Consider the following 18,936-nt stretch of genomic DNA (forward strand, 5'->3'; position numbering starts at 1 on the left):
CGAGTGAACGCGGTGGGGAGCGGTCATGCAGCCGAGTGCGAAGTCGGGCAAGCGGATAGAAAGGGCTTCGGGGGCACCGAGACCACGCGACGACGTAAGCCCAGGTGAGCCAATGATCGGTCGTATCCCGGTACTCGATCCGGGCCCGCTCGTGGACTGCGGGCGCCGCCCGGCGAAAGCCGTGGTGGGCGAGGCGTTCGAGGTGTCCGCCACCGTCTTCCGCGAGGGCCATGACGCCGTCGCCGCCAACGTCGTGCTGCGCGATCCGGCGGGCCGCTGCGGTCCGTGGACACCGCTGCGCGAACTGGCTCCCGGCACCGACCGCTGGGGGGCCGAGGTCACCCCGACGGCCGAAGGCCGCTGGACCTTTACCGTCGAGGCCTGGTCGGACCCGCTCGGCACGTGGCGGCACGCCGCACACGTTAAGATCCCGGCCGGCATCGACACCGACCTGGTGCTGACCGAGGGCGCCGCGCTGCACGAACGGGCGGCGGCGGGCGTGCCGAAGAAGGACGGCCGGGCGGTGGTCCTGGACGTGGTGGACGCGCTGCGCGACCCGGCCAGGAGCGCCGCGGACCGGCTGGCGGCGGCCCTGGAGCCCGAGGTCCTCGCGGTGCTCGGCCGCCACCCGTTGCGCGAACTGGTCAGCGCCACCCGGCCGCTGCCGCTCCAGGTGGAGCGCCGCAGGGCGCTGTTCGGCTCCTGGTACGAGTTCTTCCCGCGCTCCGAGGGCGCTGTCCTCAAGCCCGGCGAGCCGCCGGTGTCGGGGACGCTGCGGACCGCGGCGGAGCGGCTTCCGGCGGTCGCCGCGATGGGCTTCGACGTGGTCTACCTGCCGCCGATTCACCCGATCGGCCGCGCGTACCGCAAGGGCCCCAACAACACGCTGTCGGCGGGCCCGTACGACGTCGGCTCACCGTGGGCGATCGGTTCGCCGGACGGCGGGCACGACGCCGTCCATCCGGACCTGGGCACGCTCGACGACTTCGACGCGTTCGTGGAGCGGGCGCGGGAGCTGCGGATGGAGGTGGCGCTGGACTTCGCGCTCCAGTGCTCCCCGGACCACCCGTGGGTGGCCAAGCACCCGCAGTGGTTCCACCACCGCGCGGACGGCTCGATCGCGTACGCGGAGAACCCGCCCAAGAAGTACCAGGACATCTACCCGCTCGCCTTCGACGCGGACTTCCGCGGTCTGACGAAGGAGACGCTGCGGGTGCTGCGGCACTGGATGGACCACGGGGTGCGGATCTTCCGCGTCGACAACCCGCACACCAAGCCGGTCGTGTTCTGGGAGAAGGTGATCGGCGAGGTCAACCGCACCGATCCCGACGTGATCTTCCTGGCCGAGGCGTTCACCCGCCCGGCGATGATGCGCACACTGGCCGAGGTCGGCTTCCAGCAGTCGTACACCTACTTCACCTGGCGCAACTCCAAGGACGAACTGACCGACTACCTGACGGAGTTGAGCCAGGAGACGGCGCACGTGCTGCGGCCCAACCTGTTCGTCAACACCCCGGACATCCTGCACGCCTACCTCCAGCACGGCGGGCGGGCCGCGTTCGAGGTGCGGGCGGTGCTGGCGGCGACGCTCTCGCCGAGCTGGGGCGTCTACTCCGGCTTCGAGCTGTGCGAGCGCACCCCGTACCGGGAGGGCAGCGAGGAGTACCTCAACTCGGAGAAGTACGAGCTGCGGCCGCGCGACTGGGCGGGCGCGGAGGCCCAGGGCCGCTCGCTGGCCCCGCTGCTGACCACGCTCAACCGGCTGCGCCGCCGTCACCCGGCGCTCCAGCAGCTGCGCAACCTGCGGTTCCACCGCACCGACAACGAGGCCGTCGTCGCGTACTCGAAACGGGCGCGGACGGCCGACGGCGGTCACGACACCGTACTGGTGGTCGTCAACCTCGACCCGCACCACACCCGCGAGGCGACCGTGTCGTTGGACATGCCGGAACTCGGCCTGGAATGGCACGAGTCCACCCCGGTGCGCGACGCGCTCACCGGCGAGACCTACCACTGGGGCAGGGACAACTACGTGCGGCTGGACCCGGCCACGGTGCCCGCGCACGTGTTCTCGCTGCGACCGTCCTCACCGATCGGAGGGTCACCCAATTGATCGTCAACGAGCCCGTCCAGGACACCTTCGAGGACACACCGGCAAAGGACCGTGATCCCGACTGGTTCAAACGCGCCGTCTTCTACGAGGTCCTGGTGCGGTCGTTCCAGGACAGCAACGGCGACGGCGTCGGCGACCTGAAAGGCCTCACCGCCAAGCTGGACTACCTCCAGTGGCTCGGCGTGGACTGCCTGTGGCTGCCGCCGTTCTTCGCCTCGCCGCTGCGCGACGGCGGCTACGACGTCTCGGACTACACCGCGGTGCTGCCGGACTTCGGCGACCTCGCGGACTTCGTGGAGTTCGTGGACGCCGCCCACCAGCGCGGCATGCGGGTGATCATCGACTTCGTGATGAACCACACCAGCGACCAGCACCCGTGGTTCATCGAGTCCCGTACCAACCCGGACGGGCCGTACGGCGACTACTACATGTGGGCCGACGACGACAAGCAGTACGACGACGCCCGCATCATCTTCGTCGACACCGAGACGTCCAACTGGACCTTCGACCCGGTGCGCAAGCAGTACTACTTCCACCGGTTCTTCTCCCACCAGCCGGACCTGAACTACGAGAACCCGCGGGTGCAGGAGGAGATGATCGCGGGCCTGCGGTTCTGGCTGGACCTGGGCATCGACGGCTTCCGGCTGGACGCGGTGCCGTACCTGTACGCGCAGGAGGGCACCAACTGCGAGAACCTGCCCGCCACCCACACGTTCCTCAAGCGGGTGCGGGCCGAGATCGACGCGCAGTACCCGGACACCGTGCTGCTCGCCGAGGCCAACCAGTGGCCCGAGGACGTCGTGGACTACTTCGGCGACTTCCAGCAGGGCGGCGACGAGTGCCACATGGCGTTCCACTTCCCCGTCATGCCGCGCATCTTCATGGCGGTGCGCCGCGAGTCGCGCTACCCGGTCTCGGAGATCCTCGCCAAGACCCCGCAGATCCCGGCGGGCTGCCAGTGGGGCATCTTCCTGCGCAACCACGACGAGTTGACGCTGGAGATGGTCACCGACGAAGAGCGCGACTACATGTACGCGGAGTACGCCAAGGACCCGCGGATGCGCGCCAACATCGGCATCCGGCGGCGGCTCGCCCCGCTGCTGGACAACGACCGCAACCAGATCGAGCTGTTCACCGCGCTGCTGCTGTCGCTGCCCGGCTCGCCGATCCTCTACTACGGCGACGAGATCGGCATGGGCGACAACATCTGGCTGGGCGACCGCGACGCGGTGCGCACCCCGATGCAGTGGACGCCGGACCGCAACGCGGGCTTCTCCTCGTGCGACCCGGGCCGGCTCTTCCTGCCGACGATCATGGACCCGGTCTACGGCTACCAGGTCACCAACGTCGAGGCGGCGATGAGCAGTCCGTCGTCGCTGCTGCACTGGACCCGCCGGATGATCGAGATCCGCAAGCAGAACCCGGCGTTCGGCCTGGGCACGTACACGGAGCTGGCCTCCAGCAACCCGGCGGTCCTGGCCTTCCTGCGCGAGTACAAGGACGACCTGGTCCTGTGCGTGCACAACTTCTCGCGCTTCCCCCAGCCGACCGAACTCGACCTGCAGACCTGGGAGGGACGTCATCCCGTGGAGCTGATCGGCGGGGTGCGCTTCCCGGCGATCGGTGAACTCCCCTACCTGCTGACCCTCGCCGGCCATGGCTTCTACTGGTTCAGGCTGCGGCGGGACGCGCAGTAACGGAAGCGGGCCCGCGCGGTCCGCCCGGAGCGTCCGGGCGGACCGCGGGACCAGCCACGAGCTGCTGACGAAGCGTCAGCAAGCTTGGCGGGCAAAAGCTTGGCGGGCAAGGGTTCCGGCCCCCGGCCCCTCGCGGGCCCGGCGCGAGTCCGGTTTCACCCGCCGGGGCGCGGGCAGGCTCCACCGTGCCGGTCCCGGCGCCGTACGCAACGCACCGGGCCGCCGCGTACACCACTTGCGCCACCTGCACGGATGGTCCTTCGACCCACACGGTTGCACCGCCGGACAGCTGCCACCGCGCGCCCTTTCACTGAGGTCCCCCACCGCATCGGACGGGTGCGCGTATCCCGAGGAAAGGACGTCATGTCGGACACCTCGCGGCTTCGCCCCAGCACGGATACGGATACCGGCCCGATGAACGCCCCGGGCCGTCTCCAGCCCACCACCCCCGCGGCCCGCGCCGCCGGGGACATCGGCGCGGGCACGGCGCTGCTCGGCGCGCTCACGCCGATGCTGCGTGAATGGCTGCCCGGGCAGCGGTGGTTCGCCGGCAAGGGGCGCCCGATCGACGGGCTGGCCCTGCGCAGCGCGGTCGAGGTGCTGCCGTGCGACGGGCGCCTGGGCACCCCGGGCCTGCTCCATCTGCTCCTGGAGGTCCAGCAGCCGGGCGGCACCCCGGACTGCTACCAACTGCTGCTGGGTACCCGCGAGGTGCTGCCGCCGTCGCTGGTGCCCGCGCTGCTGGGCCGGGCGCAGGACGGTCCGCTGGCGGGGCTGACGGTCTACGAGGCGCTGCACGACCAGCGGCTGACCGGGCTACTGCTGGAGCGGCTGCGCTCCCCCGGCCGCACCGGGCCGCTGCGCTTCAGCGCCGAGCCGGGCACCACGCTGCCCGCCGGGCTGGCGCCGAGGCTGTCGACGGCCGAGCAGTCCAACTCCTCGGTGGTGTACGGCGATACGTTCATCCTGAAGCTGTTCCGGCGGGTCTCCCCCGGCGCCAACCCGGACCTGGAGCTGTCACTCGCCCTGGCGCGGTCCGGGTCGCGACGGGTGGCCGAGCCGGTCGCCTGGTTCGAGGCGGTGGGCCTGTACGACGAGCCGGCGACCCTCGGACTGCTCCAGCGCTTCCTGCCCGGCTCGGTCGACGGCTGGACGCTGGCGCTGCGGGCGCTGGACGCGGGCCGAGGCGCCGCCGGGGACGGTCGACCGGCGGACGTGGGCGGCGACTTCACCCCGCACGCGCACGCCCTCGGGCAGGCCACCGCCGAGGTGCACACCGCGCTGGCCGACGCGCTGCCGACGACCGTGCTGACCGGGGCGCGCATCAGCCTGCTGGCGTCCGCGATGGCGGACCGGCTGGACGCGGCCACCCGCGCCGTGCCGCAGCTCGCGCCGTACTCGCGGGGCCTGCGCGGCGCCTTCGAGGACCTGGTCCACCTCGGGGACCGGGGCCTGACGCTGGCCGCCCAGCGCATCCACGGCGACCTGCACCTGGGGCAGGCGCTGCGCACGGCGGGCGGCGACTGGGTGCTGATCGACTTCGAGGGCGAACCGGCCCGCCCGCTGGCCGAGCGGCGCACCCCGCGTCCCGCGGTGCAAGACATCGCGGGCATGCTGCGCTCCTTCGACTACGCGGCCCGCCACCGCGATCCGGCCGACCCGGACGCGGCGGCCTGGGCGGAGGCCAACCGCGCCGCGTTCTGCGCCGGTTACGCCCGGCGCGCGGGCCGCGACCCGCGCGAGTCGGCGGTGCTGCTGCGCGCGTACGAGACCGACAAGGCGGTGTACGAGGTGCTGTACGAGGCCCGGCACCGGCCCGACTGGCTCCCCATCCCGATGGCCGCCGTCGAGCGGCTGGCCACCGCCCCGGCGCCGTGACCTCCCGCCGCCGGCCCACCGGCCCCACCGCCGCCCCGACCACGGCCACAACGACCGCCACGACCGCCACGACGAATGAGGAGGGCCCGACCGTGACACCGCGCGAACACCCGCCCGTGACCAGGACGCAGACCGGCGCCGCGCCGGTGCCCGGCACGCAGCCGGAAGCCGCCGCGCGCGGTCAGGGCTCCGGCCGCCGCAGGCCCGCCTCCGGCACCGCACCGGTGGCGCCCACCACGCGGACGACCGGCTTCGGCGCGGGCTCCGGCGGTCCGGCCTCCGGAGCGGCCGCGCCGCCGCTGCCCGCCCCGCCCGCGCCCCCGCTCGACCAGGGCGACCGGGACCGCCTGCTGCGGGGCGAGCACCACGACCCGCACGGGCTGCTGGGGGCCCATCCGGTCGCGGACGGGATCGCGGTGCGGACGCTGAAGCCGGACGCGCGCGCCGTGGTCGTGGTGGTCGAGGACGGCGCGCGCTTCGCGCTGCGGGACGAGGGCGGCGGGCTGTTCGCCGGTGTCCTGCCGCCGGGTGACATCCCCGCGTACCGCCTGCTGGTCACGTACGACGGGGCACAGCACGAGACCGCGGACCCCTACCGCTTCCTGCCCGCGCTGGGCGAGCTGGACCTGCACCTGATCGGCGAGGGCCGGCACGAGGAGCTGTGGACGGCGCTCGGGGCGCGGGTGATGACCCACCAGGGCGTCACCGGCACCCGGTTCGCCGTCTGGGCGCCCAACGCCCGGGGCGTGCGGGTCACCGGCGACTTCTGCTTCTGGGACGGCACCGGCAACCCGATGCGGTCGCTGGGCTCCTCCGGTGTGTGGGAGCTGTTCCTGCCGGGCGTCGGCGAGGGCACGCTGTACAAGTTCGAGATCACCGGCCCGGACGGCGAGCGGCGGATGAAGGCCGACCCGATGGCCCGGCGCACCGAGGTGCCGCCCGCGACCGCGTCTGTCGTCACCGCCGCGCACCACACCTGGCAGGACGAGGAGTGGATGGCGCACCGCGCCGACACCCCGGTGCACCGGGCGCCGTTCTCGGTCTACGAGGTCCACCTGCCGTCCTGGCGGCCCGGGCTGACCTACCGGGAGCTGGCCGAGCAACTGCCCGCGTACGTCAAGGACCTGGGCTTCACGCACGTGGAGCTGATGCCGGTCGCCGAGCACCCCTTCGGCGGCTCGTGGGGCTACCAGGTCACCTCCTACTACGCGCCGACCGCGCGGCTGGGCACCCCGGACGACTTCCGTCACCTGGTGGACGCGCTGCACCAAGCCGGGATCGGCGTGCTGATGGACTGGGTCCCGGCGCACTTCCCCAAGGACGACTGGGCGCTGGCCCGCTTCGACGGCACCCCGCTGTACGAGCCGGGCGACCCGCGCCGCGCCGAGCACCCCGACTGGGGCACGCTCACCTTCGACGTCGGCCGCAGGGAGGTGCGCAACTTCCTGGTGGCCAACGCGGTCTACTGGTGCGAGGAGTTCCACATCGACGGCCTGCGGGTGGACGCGGTCGCCTCGATGCTCTACCTCGACTACTCGCGCGAGGACGGCCAGTGGTCGCCGAACGTGTACGGCGGCCGGGAGAACCTGGACGCGGTCGCGTTCCTCCAGGAGATGAACGCGACCGTCTACCGCCGCGACCCCGGCGTGGTCACCGTCGCCGAGGAGTCGACGGCGTGGGAGGGAGTCACCCGCGACACCGCCCACGGCGGCCTGGGCTTCGGCCTGAAGTGGAACATGGGCTGGATGCACGACTCGCTCCAGTACGTGGCGCACGAGCCGGTGCACCGCAAGTACCACCACGGCGAGATGACGTTCTCCATGATCTACGCCTACTCGGAGAACTACGTGCTGCCGATCTCGCACGACGAGGTGGTGCACGGCAAGGGGGCGCTGGTCGACAAGATGCCCGGCGACTGGTGGCAGCGGCGCGCGACCCACCGCGCGTACCTGGCCTACATGTGGGCGCACCCGGGCAAGCAACTGCTGTTCATGGGGCAGGAGTTCGCGCAGGGCGCCGAGTGGTCGCACGACCACGGGCCGGACTGGTGGCTGCTGGACGAGACGTACTCGGCGGCCGGCGACCACCGCGGCGTGCGCGACCTGGTGCGCGACCTGAACCGTACGTACACCGGCACCCCGGCGCTGTGGCAGCGCGACACCGACCCGGACGGCTTCTCCTGGATCGACGGGGGCGCGGCCGAGGACAACGTCTTCTCCTTCGTGCGCCACGACACCGAGGGCGGGACGCTGCTGAGCGTCACCAACTTCTCGCCCGTCGTCCGGCCCGGCTACCGGGTCGGCGTGCCGGAGCCGGGCGGGGTGTGGACCGAGGTCCTCAACACCGACGAGGAGCGCTACGGCGGCAGCGGCGTCGGCAACCCCGAGCCGGTCAAGACCGAGCCGGTGGCGTGGAACGGCCGCGCGAACAGCGTCGAGCTGACCCTCCCGCCGCTGACGACCCTGTGGCTGCGGCCCGGGTGAGCGGTAGGTTCCGGTAGGAACCTCCGAACCGGGTGCCGCTGACGGGGCGCCGGTTCGGGGGTTCGCACGGTACGTCACGCGCGGTGGTCGCCCGTACTCTGTCCGAATGCCACCCCCCTTCGATCCTGTGGCCGCGAGACGCCTGCGCGAGCAACTTGGAATGTCACACGCCAACATCTCCCATGGAATGTGGGCCTCTTACGGGCTGCGCATTCACCCCGCCACCGTGCTCGCCTGGGAGCGCGGCGAAGGTGCCCCCGACGAACGCGAACTGACCGCGCTGGCCGGTGCGTTGTGGTGTGCCCCGGCCGATCTGCTGGGACGGCCCACCACGTTGCGCGAGTGGCGCTGGGCGCGCGGGGTGACCTCCCCCGACCTCGCCCACCAACTCGGCATGCGGCGCGGCGACTACGAGCGCATGGAGGAGCGCGGGCGCTGGAGCGGCAACGTGCGGCAGAGCGCGCTGCTGGGCCAGCTGCTCGACATCCCGCTGCCGGACCTGCTGGCGGTCACCGGCCGCGCGGAGAAGCTCGCCGACCACCTGCGCTCGACCGCGAAGGTGCGCTGGCAGGCCTACGCGGGCCCGGTCTGCGCGATGGTGCCGCTGCCGCGCGAACGCGTGGAGGAGGCGCTGCGCCGGATCAACGAGGAGTACCACGCGCTGATGGCGTCCACCCTCAGCTGGAGCGCGTCGGCCCCGGCCGAGGACAAGAGCGGCCCGTACCTGGACGGCGTCCTCGACCGCTTCTGGACCCTGCTCGGCCTGAACTGACGCCGTGCGCACGCGTCTTCGAGGGTGACGGGGCGCGCGCTCAGAAGACCGACTCCGCCTCCCGCATCCGGTCCGGCGGCACCCGCTTGAGCTCCGCGACCGCCTCCGCCAGCGGCACCCTCTCGATGCCGGTGCCGCGCAGCGCCGTCATCGTCCCGAACGCCCCCGCGTGCGCGGCCTCCACCGCGTGCCAGCCGAACCGGGTGGCCAGCACCCTGTCGTACGGCGTCGGCACGCCGCCGCGCTGGACGTGGCCGAGGATGACCGGCCGGGCCTCGGTGCCGAGTCTGCTCTCCAGTTCGGCGGCGAGCCGGTTGCCGATGCCGAAGAACCGCTCGTGGCCGAACTGGTCGACCGCGCCGCGCCCGTAGGCCATCGTGCCCTCGGCCGGGTGCGCGCCCTCGGCCACGCACACCACGGCGAACTTCTTGCGGCGCGAGAAGCGCTCGGTGACCATCGCGACCAGGTCGGCCGGGTCGAAGGGGCGCTCCGGGACGCAGATGCCGTGCGCGCCGCCCGCCATGCCGGACTCCAGCGCGATCCACCCCGCGTGCCGTCCCATCACCTCCACCACCATCACCCGCTGGTGCGACTCGGCGGTGGTCTTCAGCCGGTCGATCGCCTCGGTGGCGACGGTGACGGCGGTGTCGAAGCCGAAGGTGCGGTCGGTGCCGCAGATGTCGTTGTCGATGGTCTTGGGCACCCCGACCACCGGCATGCCCGCGTCCGACAGCATCCTGGCGGCGGTCAGCGTGCCCTCGCCGCCGATCGGGATCAGCGCGTCCAGCCCGTAGGCGGTGGTGAGCTGCCGGGCGCCCTCGACGGCTTCGTGCAGCCGGGCGCGCTCCAGCCGGGAGGAGCCGAGGATGGTGCCGCCGAGCGCGAGGATGCCGCCCACGTCGTCCAGGTCGAGCGGCCGGACGTGGCCTTCGAGCAGCCCCCGGAAACCGTCCTCGAACCCGATGACCTCGTCGCCGTGCGCGGCCACCCCGCGGTGCACCACCGAGCGGATGACCGCGTTCAGTCCGGGGCAGTCGCCGCCCGCGGTGAGGACTCCGATGCGCATCCCGGTCGCCTCCCGCCGGCGTCTGCTCCCAGCCGCTCCCTGCCGATCCCTGCCGTCCGCGGCTGTTCACACCATATGAGAAGTTTGGGGCGGTGACGTGTGCGACGCACCCGCGACCCGGCGCGCGGCGCCCGATCGCGCGCGCTAGCGTCGAAAGGGACGTCAAGCCACGTCGAGGAGGAGAACGCGCGTGACGCGCAGCGTGTACATCACGGGCATCGGCAGAGGGGACGGCCGTCAGGTCGTCGAGCTGGGGGTCATGGAACTGCTGACCCGGCAGGTGGACCGGGTGGGGGTGTTCCGCCCGCTGATGCACGGCGACGGCCCCGACCGCCTCTTCGAGCTGCTGCGCGCCCGCTACCGGCTCTCCCAGGACCCGTCCACGGTCTACGGCATCGACTACGCCGAGGCGGCCGGGCTCCAGGCCGAGCGGGGCACCGACGAGCTGGTCTCCCTGCTGGTCGACCGCTTCCACGCGGTGGCCTCGCGGTACGAGGCGGTACTCGTGCTGGGCTCCGACTACCACGACACCCAGCTGCCGGCCGAGCTGGCGCTCAACTCCCGGCTGGCCAACGAGTTCGGCGCCTCGCTGCTGCCCGTGGTCGGCGGCGTCGGGCAGGACGCCGACTCGATCGCCGCCGAGGTGCGCAACGCCCACCGTGCCTTCACCTCCTCCGGCTGCGACGTGCTGGCCATGATCGCCAACCGGGTGCCGCCGCAGGCCGCGAAGGACGCGGCCCAGCGGCTCACCGGACGCCTGCCGGTGCCGGTCTACGTGCTGCCCGAGGAGCCGTCGCTGTCGGCGCCGACGGTCGCGCAGGTCGTGCAGGCGCTCGGCGCCGACGTCCTGCTGGGCGACGACGCCGGGCTCGCCCGCAACGTGCTCGGCTTCGTCTTCGGCGGCGCGATGCTGCCCGCGTTCCTGCCCGCGCTGACGCCGGGCTGCCTGGTGATCACCCCCGGCGACCGCGCCGACCTGATCGTCGGCTCGCTCGCCGCGCACTCCGCGGGCTCGCCGCAGATCGCCGGGGTCCTGCTCACCCTGGACGAGCGCCCGGGCCCCGACATCATGGCGCTGGCCACCCGGCTCGCCCCCGGCACGCCGCTGATCGCGGTGCCCGGCGGCTCGTTCCCCACCGCCGCCGAGCTGTTCGGCCTGGAGGGCAAGCTGACGGCGGCCACCCCGCGCAAGGCGGAGACCGCGCTCGGCCTGTTCGAGCTGCACGTGGACACCGCCGAGCTGACCGACCGGCTCTCGGTGGCCCGCAGCGGCCGGGTCACCCCGATGATGTTCGAGCACGAGCTGATCGAACGCGCCCGCTCCGACCGCCGCCACGTGGTCCTGCCCGAGGGTACCGAGGAACGCATCCTGCGCGCCGCCGAGGTGCTGCTGCGCCGCAACGTGTGCGACCTGACGCTGCTCGGCGACGAGCAGGTGATCCGCAGGCGGGCCGGGGAACTCGGCGTCAACCTCGGCCTGGACGCCACCGAGCACCACGGCGGCGCGATCGCCCGCGTCGTGGACCCGGTCACCTCGCCGCTGCGGGAGAACTTCGCCGAGCTGTACGCCAAGCTGCGCGCCCACAAGGGCATGACCGTGGAGATGGCGCACGACGTGGTCGCCGACGTCTCCTACTTCGGCACGCTGATGGTCCAGGAGGGCCTGGCCGACGGCATGGTCTCCGGCGCGGTGCACTCCACGGCGGCCACGATCCGCCCCGCGTTCGAGATCATCAAGACCGCGCCGGACGCCTCGATCGTCTCCTCCGTCTTCTTCATGTGCCTGGCCGACCGGGTGCTGGTCTACGGCGACTGCGCGGTCAACCCCGACCCCGACGACCGCCAGCTCGCCGACATCGCGCTGAAGTCCGCGGTCACCGCCGAGCGGTTCGGCGTGCGGCCGCGGGTGGCGATGCTGTCGTACTCCACCGGCACCTCGGGCACCGGCGCGGACGTCGACAAGGTCCGCAGGGCCACCGAGATCGTCCGCGAGCGCCGCCCCGACCTGCTGGTGGAGGGCCCGATCCAGTACGACGCGGCGGTGGACGCGCAGGTGGCGGCCACGAAGCTGCCGGGCTCCGCGGTGGCCGGGCAGGCGACGGTGCTGATCTTCCCCGACCTCAACACCGGCAACAACACCTACAAGGCCGTCCAGCGCTCGGCCGGCGCGATCGCGGTCGGCCCGGTCCTCCAGGGCCTGCGCAAGCCGGTCAACGACCTGTCGAGAGGAGCCCTGGTCCAGGACATCGTGAACACGGTAGCCATCACAGCAATCCAGGCCCAGGGCAAGTGAATCAACCTGAGGTGTGGGCAGTCGTGCCGCAGGGCGGCACGGGTGGGCACACCGACGACCACCGGCCCGCACCCGACAACGAGACCCCAGGACCCCGCCCGTGCCCCCATCCCACGTCCTAGTCCTCAACTCAGGCAGCAGCAGCCTGAAATACCAACTCCTCGACATGACCCGCGGCGAAACCGCCGCCGACCCCAACCCCGACCCCGACGCGGCCCCGGAAAGAAAAGCCACCGGCATCGTCGAGCACATCGGCGAGCCGACAGGCCCCGCCGACAACACCGAGGCCCTCGAGACCGTCGCGGACGAACTCGCCGCGCGGGGCGCGGGCCTGGACTCCCCGGATCTCGCCGCGATCGCCCATCGCGTGGTCCACGGCGGCACCCGCTTCACCCGCCCGACGCTGATCACCGACGAGGTCGTCGCCGAGATCGAGAACCTGATCCCGCTCGCCCCGCTGCACAACCCCGCCAACCTGACCGGCGTGCGCGTGGCGCGGCGGCTGCGCCCCGACCTGCCGCAGGTCGCCGTCTTCGACACCGCGTTCCACTCGACGATGCCGCAGTCCGCCGCCCGGTACGCCATCGACCGCACGGTCGCCGACGAGTACGGCATCCGCCGCTACGGCTTCCACGGCACCTCGCACGCCTACGTCTCCCGCCGCACCGCGCGCCTGCTGGGCAAGGACCCGTCCGAGGTCAACGTGATCGTGCTGCACCTGGGCAACGGCGCCTCCGCCTCCGCGGTGCGCGGCGGGGTGTGCGTGGACACCTCGATGGGCCTGACCCCGCTGGAGGGCCTGGTGATGGGCACCCGCTCCGGTGACCTCGACCCGGCGGTGATCTTCCACCTCACCCGGGTCGCGGGCCTGTCCCCGGACGAGGTGGACATCCTGCTGAACAAGCGCAGCGGCCTGCTCGGGCTGTGCGGGGACAACGACATGCGCGAGATCGGCCGCCGCATCGCGGAGGGCGACGAGGCCGCGCACCTGGCGTTCGACGTCTACACGCACCGGCTGCGCAAGTACGTCGGCGCGTACTGCGCGGTGCTCGGCCGGGTGGACGCGGTCGCGTTCACGGCCGGAGTGGGCGAGAATTCGGCCGCGGTGCGCGGGGCCGCCCTGGACGGCCTCGAACCCCTCGGCATCGAGATCGACGCGGTGCGCAATGCTGTGCGCGGCAGCGCGGAACGGCTGGTGTCCACCGACACCAGCCGGGTCGCGGTGGCCGTCGTCCCCACCGACGAGGAACGGGAGATCGCCCAGCAGGCGTACTCGCTGGTCCGCCCTTAGACGTCCGCTCCCCGACAGCGGCCGGCCCGGAGCCGTTCTCCCCGAATATTCCGGACCGGAACAAAATATCGATAGGATCGTCCACATGCGCCGAGCGAAAATCGTCTGCACCCTGGGTCCCGCCGTCGACTCCTACGACCAGCTGAAGGCCTTGGCCGAGGCAGGGATGAACGTGGCCAGGTTCAACTTCAGCCACGGCACCCACGCCGAGCACGAGGAGCGCTACCACCGGGTGCGCAAGGTCGCCGAGGAGACCGGCCGCGCCATCGGCGTCCTGGCCGACCTCCAGGGCCCCAAGATCCGCCTGGAGACCTTCGCCGACGGGCCCGTGGAGCTGGTGGCGGGCGACGAGTTCACCATCACCACCGACGACGTCGCGGGCGACAAGCACATCTGCGGCACCACCTACAAGGGCCTGCCCGGCGACGTGAGCGCCGGCGACCCGGTGCTGATCAACGACGGCAACGTGGCGCTGCGCGTGGTCGAGGTGCACGGCTCGCAGGTGCGCTGCCTGGTCGTCGAGGGCGGCATCATCTCCGACCACAAGGGCATCAACCTGCCCGGCGCCGCGGTCAACGTCCCCGCCCTGTCCGAGAAGGACATCGAGGACCTGCGCTTCGCCCTGCACATGGGCGCGGACATGGTCGCGCTGTCCTTCGTGCGGGACGCCAAGGACGTGCGCGACGTGCACCGCGTCATGGACGAGGAGGGCCGCCGGGTCCCGGTCATCGCCAAGGTGGAGAAGCCGCAGGCGGTGGAGAACATGCAGGACGTCGTCGCCGCGTTCGACGCGGTGATGGTGGCCCGCGGCGACCTGGCGGTGGAGTACCCGCTGGAGAAGGTCCCGGTGGTGCAGAAGCGGCTGGTCGAGCTGTGCCGCCGCAACGCCAAGCCGGTGATCGTGGCGACCCAGATGATGGAGTCCATGATCCACGCCTCCCGGCCCACCCGCGCCGAGGCGTCCGACGTCGCCAACGCCATCCTGGACGGCGCCGACGCGGTGATGCTGTCGGCCGAGTCGTCGGTCGGCAAGTACCCGATCGAGACCGTCAAGACGATGTCCCGCATCGTCGAGGCGGCCGAGGGCGAGCTGCTGGGGCGCGGTCTGGAGCCGCTGGCACCGGGCAAGAAGCCGCGTACCCAGGGCGGTGCGGTGGCCCGCGCGGCGGCCGAGCTGGCCGACTTCCTGGACGCCAAGACACTGGTGGCGTTCACCAAATCAGGTGACACCGCGCGGCGGCTGGCCCGCTACCGCGTCCCGGTCCCGGTGCTGGCCTTCACCACCGACGCCGCGACCCGCAACCAGCTGGCGCTGACCTGGGGCGTGCAGACCCATCTGGTCGAGCACGTCGACCACACCGACGCCATGGTCGACCTCGTCGACCAGGAGATGCTCAAGCTCAGCGCGTACGGCAAGGGTGACACGGTGATCATCACCGCGGGCTCCCCGCCCGGCGTCCCCGGCACCACCAATCTGGTGCGCGTCCACCACCTGGGCGGCGGCACCTCGGACTGACGGCGCTCCCCCGCCATCCAGCGGACCCCGGGCCGGACGGCCCGGGGTCCGCTGCGTCGTACCGGGCCGGTCCCCGATTCTGTGAATACCGTGAGAGTCGTCACACCGATGAACCGAACGGTGCCGGAAGCACTCTTGGATGCCGCCCCGAGTATGTCCACGCAGGAAAGCCCCTCCATGGTCGATCTCGCGCCGCCGCCCGGCGAACAGCGCGCGCCCCGTCCGTTCCGCCGGCCCCTGGCCGCTGCGGCGAACAGCCTGCGCCGGCTGACGGTCCGGCGCCGACCGGTGACGATCCGCTTCGACAGACGGGACGCCGCCCGGGCGGTCGGCCTGTACCTGGCGGTCGCCGGGCTGGGGTTCGCGGTCCTGCTGCTGCTCTCCCACCACCTGCACTACCCGGCCGAGCACGTGCTGCGCCGCTGGGACAGCGCCAACTACCTGAGCATCGCCGAGCACGGCTACCCGCATCAGCTGCGCTACCGGCCGAACGGCATGCCGGCCTGGTCGACGCTCGCGTTCTTCCCGCTCTACCCGGCGCTGATCTGGCTGGTGCACCTGACCGGGCTGCCGTTCGCCTACGCGGCCGTGCTGGTCTCCTGGGCCGCGGCGGCGGTCGCGGCGGCCGGGGTGTACACCCTGGCCTCGTCGATCAGCGGCCGTCGCGCCGGGTACACGTGCGTGGCGCTGTGGGCCTGCTACCCGTACGCCTTCGCGCTGTGGGTGCCGTACTCCGAGGCGTGCTTCAGCGCGGCCCTGATCTGGGCCCTGGTGGCGCTGCTGGCCCGCCGGTGGCTCGCCGCCGGGACGCTGGCGGCGGTGGCCGGCACGCTGCGGCCGACCGCCTCGGTGGTGGTCGGCGTGGTGATGGTGACCGCGCTGCGGCAGCTGGTGCGCGACCGGCACTGGCAGTGGCAGACCAAGCCGGTGCTCGGCGCGCTGATCGCGCCGCTCGGCCTGGTCTTCAGCTGGCTCTACCTGGGCGCCCAGGTCGGTCGGCTGGACGGCTGGTTCCGGGCGGAGAAGGCGTGGGGGCAGTCCTTCGACTTCGGCCGGGGCACCGCGCACTTCTTCAAGCTGGTGGCGACCTACCGCGAGGTGGACGTCCGCAGCCTCGCCGTGGTGGCGCTGCTGGGGCTGACCGCCGTGGGCATCCTGACGCTGGTGTTGGACCGCACGGTGCCGTGGGTGCTGATCCTGGCGCTCGCCGGGGTGTGGGTGCTGGCCGTGGGCACGCCCGGCTCACCGATGTCCAAGCCCCGGTTCCTGCTGCCCTTCCTGCCCGTCGCGCTGCTGCCGCTGGCGGTGGCCGTGAGCCGGCTGCCACGGCTGGTGCGGGGGGCGCTGTACTGCTCGGGAGCGTTGTTCGCGGGGATGTACGCGGTCGGGCTGCTGCTGAGGTGGCCCACCTCGCCGTAGCCGCCACCCGCCGCCGTGGCCCCCCGTGGGCCGGGCTTCGCCCCGCATGCGGAATGCTGTGAGCACGCACAGCGACTCGCGATAGAACCGAACATCGCCGTACCTACGACGCACAACGTCAGTCAACGAATGAGGTAAGTAGTGGAAGCGATCCTCCTGGTCGGCGGGAAGGGTTCCCGACTGCGCCCGGTTACGGAATTCACGCCGAAGCCGATGGTTCCGACCGCCGGAGTGCCCTTCCTCGCGCACCAGCTCGCCAGGGCGCGGGCCGCGGGTGTCGACCACGTGGTGCTCGCCACGTCCTACCTCGCCGAGGTCTTCGAGCCCTACTTCGGCGACGGCGCCCGGCTGGGCCTGCGGATCACCTACGTCCACGAGACGGAGCCGCTGGGCACCGGCGGCGCGATCCGCAACGCCGCCGACGCGCTGACCTGCCCGCCCGACGCGCCGGTCCTGGTCTTCAACGGCGACATCCTGACCGGCCTGGACATCGCCGCCCTGGTCGACAGCCACCGCGCGGCCGGCGCCGACGTCTCGCTCCACCTGACCCGGGTCGAGGACCCCAGCGCCTTCGGCCTGGTCCCCACCGACGACACCGGCCGGGTGCTGGCCTTCACCGAGAAGCCGGAGCGCCCCGAGGAGATCGTCACCGACCAGGTGAACGCGGGCTGCTACGTCTTCCGCCGCTCGGTCATCGACACCATCCCGGCCGGCCGCCCGGTCTCCGTCGAGCGCGAGACCTTCCCCGGCCTGCTGGCCTCCGGCGCCCACCTGCACGGCGTGGTCGACCGCACCTACTGGATGGACCTGGGCCGCCCGGCCGCGCTCATCCAGGCCTCCGCCGACCTGGTGCGCGGCCTGGTGCCCTCTCCCGCGCTGCCCGGCCGCACCGGTGAGTTCCTGGTGCTGGACGGTGCCCGGGTCGACGAGGGCGCGAAGCTGTCCGGCGGCACGGTCGTCGGCGCGGGCGCCGAGATCGCCGCCGACGCGGTGGTGGACGGCTGCGTGGTGCTGGACGGCGCCCGGATCGAGGCGGGCGCCCAGCTGCGGGCCAGCCTGGTGGGTGCCGGGGCCAGGGTCGGGGCGCGTACCGTGCTGGACGGCACCGTCGTCGGCGACGGCGCCCAGGTGGGCTCCGACAACGAACTGCTCGCCGGAGCGCGGGTGTGGTGCAACACCGCGCTGCCCGACGCGGCGATCCGCTTCTCCCCCAACTGCTGAGCCCCGCCGGCCACAACGGCCGTGCACCGCTGACCGCTGAAGAAAATCCCGGAGCTGATGACTACGACAACGACTCCCGCGACGGCGCAGTCACCCACCGCCGTCCTGCGCCGCCCGGTGGCGCTCCCGCCCGAGTGGGGCCGCACCCCGCTCACCGTGGTGATGCCGACGTACAACGAGGCCGAGAACCTGCCGCTGATGGCCGAGGCGCTGATGGGCCTCGACATGCCGGGCCTGCGGCTGCTCGTGGTGGACGACAACAGCCCCGACGGCACCGGTGAGGTCGCCGAGCGGCTGGCCGAGCGGTACAACACCGGCGGCCGGACGCGGGTCAGCGTGCTGCACCGCACCGCCAAGGACGGGCTGGGCCGCGCCTACGCGGCGGGCATGGACCAGGCGGTGGCCGACGGCGCCGCGTACGTGCTCCAGATGGACGCCGACGGCAGCCACCCGGTGGAGTACGTGCCGCAGATGCTGGGTGCCGCGCTGTCCACCGGCGCCGGGTTCGTGATCGGCAGCCGCTACGTCAGCGGTGGCCGGCTGGCCGAGGAGTGGGGCTGGCACCGCAAGCTGCTGTCGCGCTGGGCCAACGCCTACGTCAGCGCCGTGCTGCGCACCGGGCTGCGGGACGTCACCGCGGGCTTTTGCATGTGGCGCGCGGACACGGTGACCGCGATGCGGCTGCCGGAGGTGCGCAGCAACGGCTACAGCTTCCAGGTGGAGCTGAAGTACCAGGCGGTGCGCGCCGGTTGCACCGGCGTGGAGATCCCGATCCACTTCGAGGAGCGGCAGATCGGCGCCTCGAAGATGACGCTCGCCGTCCAGCTGGAGTCGGCGATCCTGCCCTGGCGGCTGCGGATGGCCGGCAAGCGCCGCTGAAACGATTCGGGCCCGGCGCGGCGGACTGGATCCCGCCGCGCCGGGCCGCTTCGCGCACGCGCCCCCGGCACGACGGAACGTGCCGGGGGCGCTTTCTGATGCCCCGCTGACAAAGCCGGGCCGTGCGCACCGGGCGCGGGTGGCGGAGGTCCCGTACCGCGCTTTCCGTATTTCCTTGAAGCATCCGATCCGGTGGAACGACTCCGGATCGCGCGACATTACCATCCCGTTCCGGCAAAGCCCGGGCAATGGCCTTCGCTTTGCCTTCCCGTCCGTTTCACTACTCCGCGCGCAGCACGAAAAGTCTG

The 18,936-nt window shown here is 72.4% G+C and carries 12 protein-coding genes; 11 read left to right on the forward strand and 1 reads right to left on the reverse strand.

The genetic code is table 11. The features are described 5' to 3' along the window. The first annotated feature begins 112 nt into the window (after positions 1-112). From K7472_RS26885 to K7472_RS26900, 5 genes are all read left to right on the forward strand, one after another. Positions 113-2,113: an alpha-1,4-glucan--maltose-1-phosphate maltosyltransferase gene (locus tag K7472_RS26885; protein ID WP_222981165.1), complete on the forward strand. Its 2,001-nt coding sequence runs from the start codon at positions 113-115 to the stop codon at positions 2,111-2,113. Continuing rightward, positions 2,110-3,810 carry a maltose alpha-D-glucosyltransferase gene (treS, locus tag K7472_RS26890; RefSeq protein WP_222981166.1) on the forward strand — a complete coding sequence of 567 codons (1,701 nt, stop codon included), beginning with the start codon at positions 2,110-2,112 and terminating at the stop codon, positions 3,808-3,810. The genes K7472_RS26885 and treS overlap by 4 nt, the downstream gene beginning before the upstream one ends. Positions 3,811-4,173: 363 nt before the next feature. Next, positions 4,174-5,688, forward strand: a complete 1,515-nt coding sequence (locus K7472_RS32975) for a maltokinase N-terminal cap-like domain-containing protein (protein WP_252396287.1) — start codon at positions 4,174-4,176, stop codon at positions 5,686-5,688. Positions 5,689-5,804: 116 nt separating this feature from the next. Continuing rightward, positions 5,805-8,171, forward strand: coding sequence for a 1,4-alpha-glucan branching enzyme (gene glgB, locus K7472_RS26895; RefSeq protein ID WP_308014101.1), 2,367 nt, complete (start codon positions 5,805-5,807; stop codon positions 8,169-8,171). Positions 8,172-8,331: 160 nt separating this feature from the next. After that, positions 8,332-8,943 (forward strand): XRE family transcriptional regulator, encoded by a 612-nt coding sequence (locus K7472_RS26900; RefSeq protein WP_252396288.1) that lies wholly within the window; start codon positions 8,332-8,334, stop codon positions 8,941-8,943. Between the two features lie 40 nt (positions 8,944-8,983). Here K7472_RS26900 and K7472_RS26905 read toward each other — a convergent pair whose 3' ends face one another. Then, complete coding sequence (locus K7472_RS26905; RefSeq protein ID WP_222981169.1) at positions 8,984-10,009, reverse strand: ATP-dependent 6-phosphofructokinase; 1,026 nt, start codon at positions 10,007-10,009, stop codon at positions 8,984-8,986. A 190-nt stretch (positions 10,010-10,199) separates the two neighbouring features. Here K7472_RS26905 and pta point away from each other — a divergent pair, with 190 nt between their 5' ends. The 6 genes from pta (at position 10,200) to K7472_RS26935 (ending at position 18,628) form a co-directional block, all read left to right on the forward strand. After that, entirely contained in the window at positions 10,200-12,302 is a 2,103-nt protein-coding gene (gene pta / locus K7472_RS26910; protein WP_222981170.1) for a phosphate acetyltransferase, read from the forward strand. 100 nt (positions 12,303-12,402) lie between these two features. Then, the gene (locus K7472_RS26915) at positions 12,403-13,593 is read left to right on the forward strand and encodes an acetate kinase (RefSeq protein ID WP_222981171.1); all 1,191 of its coding nucleotides are present in this window, start codon (positions 12,403-12,405) and stop codon (positions 13,591-13,593) included. Positions 13,594-13,678: 85 nt separating this feature from the next. Beyond that, complete coding sequence (pyk, locus tag K7472_RS26920; RefSeq protein WP_222981172.1) at positions 13,679-15,109, forward strand: pyruvate kinase; 1,431 nt, start codon at positions 13,679-13,681, stop codon at positions 15,107-15,109. A 177-nt stretch (positions 15,110-15,286) separates the two neighbouring features. Beyond that, positions 15,287-16,528 (forward strand): putative hexosyltransferase, encoded by a 1,242-nt coding sequence (locus K7472_RS26925; RefSeq protein ID WP_222981173.1) that lies wholly within the window; start codon positions 15,287-15,289, stop codon positions 16,526-16,528. A gap of 141 nt (positions 16,529-16,669) precedes the next feature. Beyond that, complete coding sequence (manB, locus tag K7472_RS26930; RefSeq protein WP_222981174.1) at positions 16,670-17,749, forward strand: mannose-1-phosphate guanylyltransferase; 1,080 nt, start codon at positions 16,670-16,672, stop codon at positions 17,747-17,749. Between the two features lie 57 nt (positions 17,750-17,806). After that, entirely contained in the window at positions 17,807-18,628 is an 822-nt protein-coding gene (locus tag K7472_RS26935) for a polyprenol monophosphomannose synthase (protein WP_222981175.1), read from the forward strand. Positions 18,629-18,936 lie beyond the last annotated feature (308 nt).

Source organism: Streptantibioticus parmotrematis (genome assembly GCF_019890615.1).
Lineage (GTDB): Bacteria > Actinomycetota > Actinomycetes > Streptomycetales > Streptomycetaceae > Streptantibioticus_D > Streptantibioticus_D parmotrematis.

Coding starts and splice junctions, on each gene's coding strand:
- K7472_RS26885 (WP_222981165.1), top strand. CDS start 113: ATGATCGGTCGTATCCCGGTACTCGATCCGGGCCCGCTCGTGGACTGC.
- K7472_RS32975 (WP_252396287.1), top strand. CDS start 4,174: ATGTCGGACACCTCGCGGCTTCGCCCCAGCACGGATACGGATACCGGC.
- K7472_RS26900 (WP_252396288.1), top strand. CDS start 8,332: ATGTCACACGCCAACATCTCCCATGGAATGTGGGCCTCTTACGGGCTG.
- K7472_RS26905 (WP_222981169.1), bottom strand. CDS start 10,009: ATGCGCATCGGAGTCCTCACCGCGGGCGGCGACTGCCCCGGACTGAAC.
- pyk (WP_222981172.1), top strand. CDS start 13,679: ATGCGCCGAGCGAAAATCGTCTGCACCCTGGGTCCCGCCGTCGACTCC.
- K7472_RS26925 (WP_222981173.1), top strand. CDS start 15,287: ATGGTCGATCTCGCGCCGCCGCCCGGCGAACAGCGCGCGCCCCGTCCG.
- K7472_RS26935 (WP_222981175.1), top strand. CDS start 17,807: ATGACTACGACAACGACTCCCGCGACGGCGCAGTCACCCACCGCCGTC.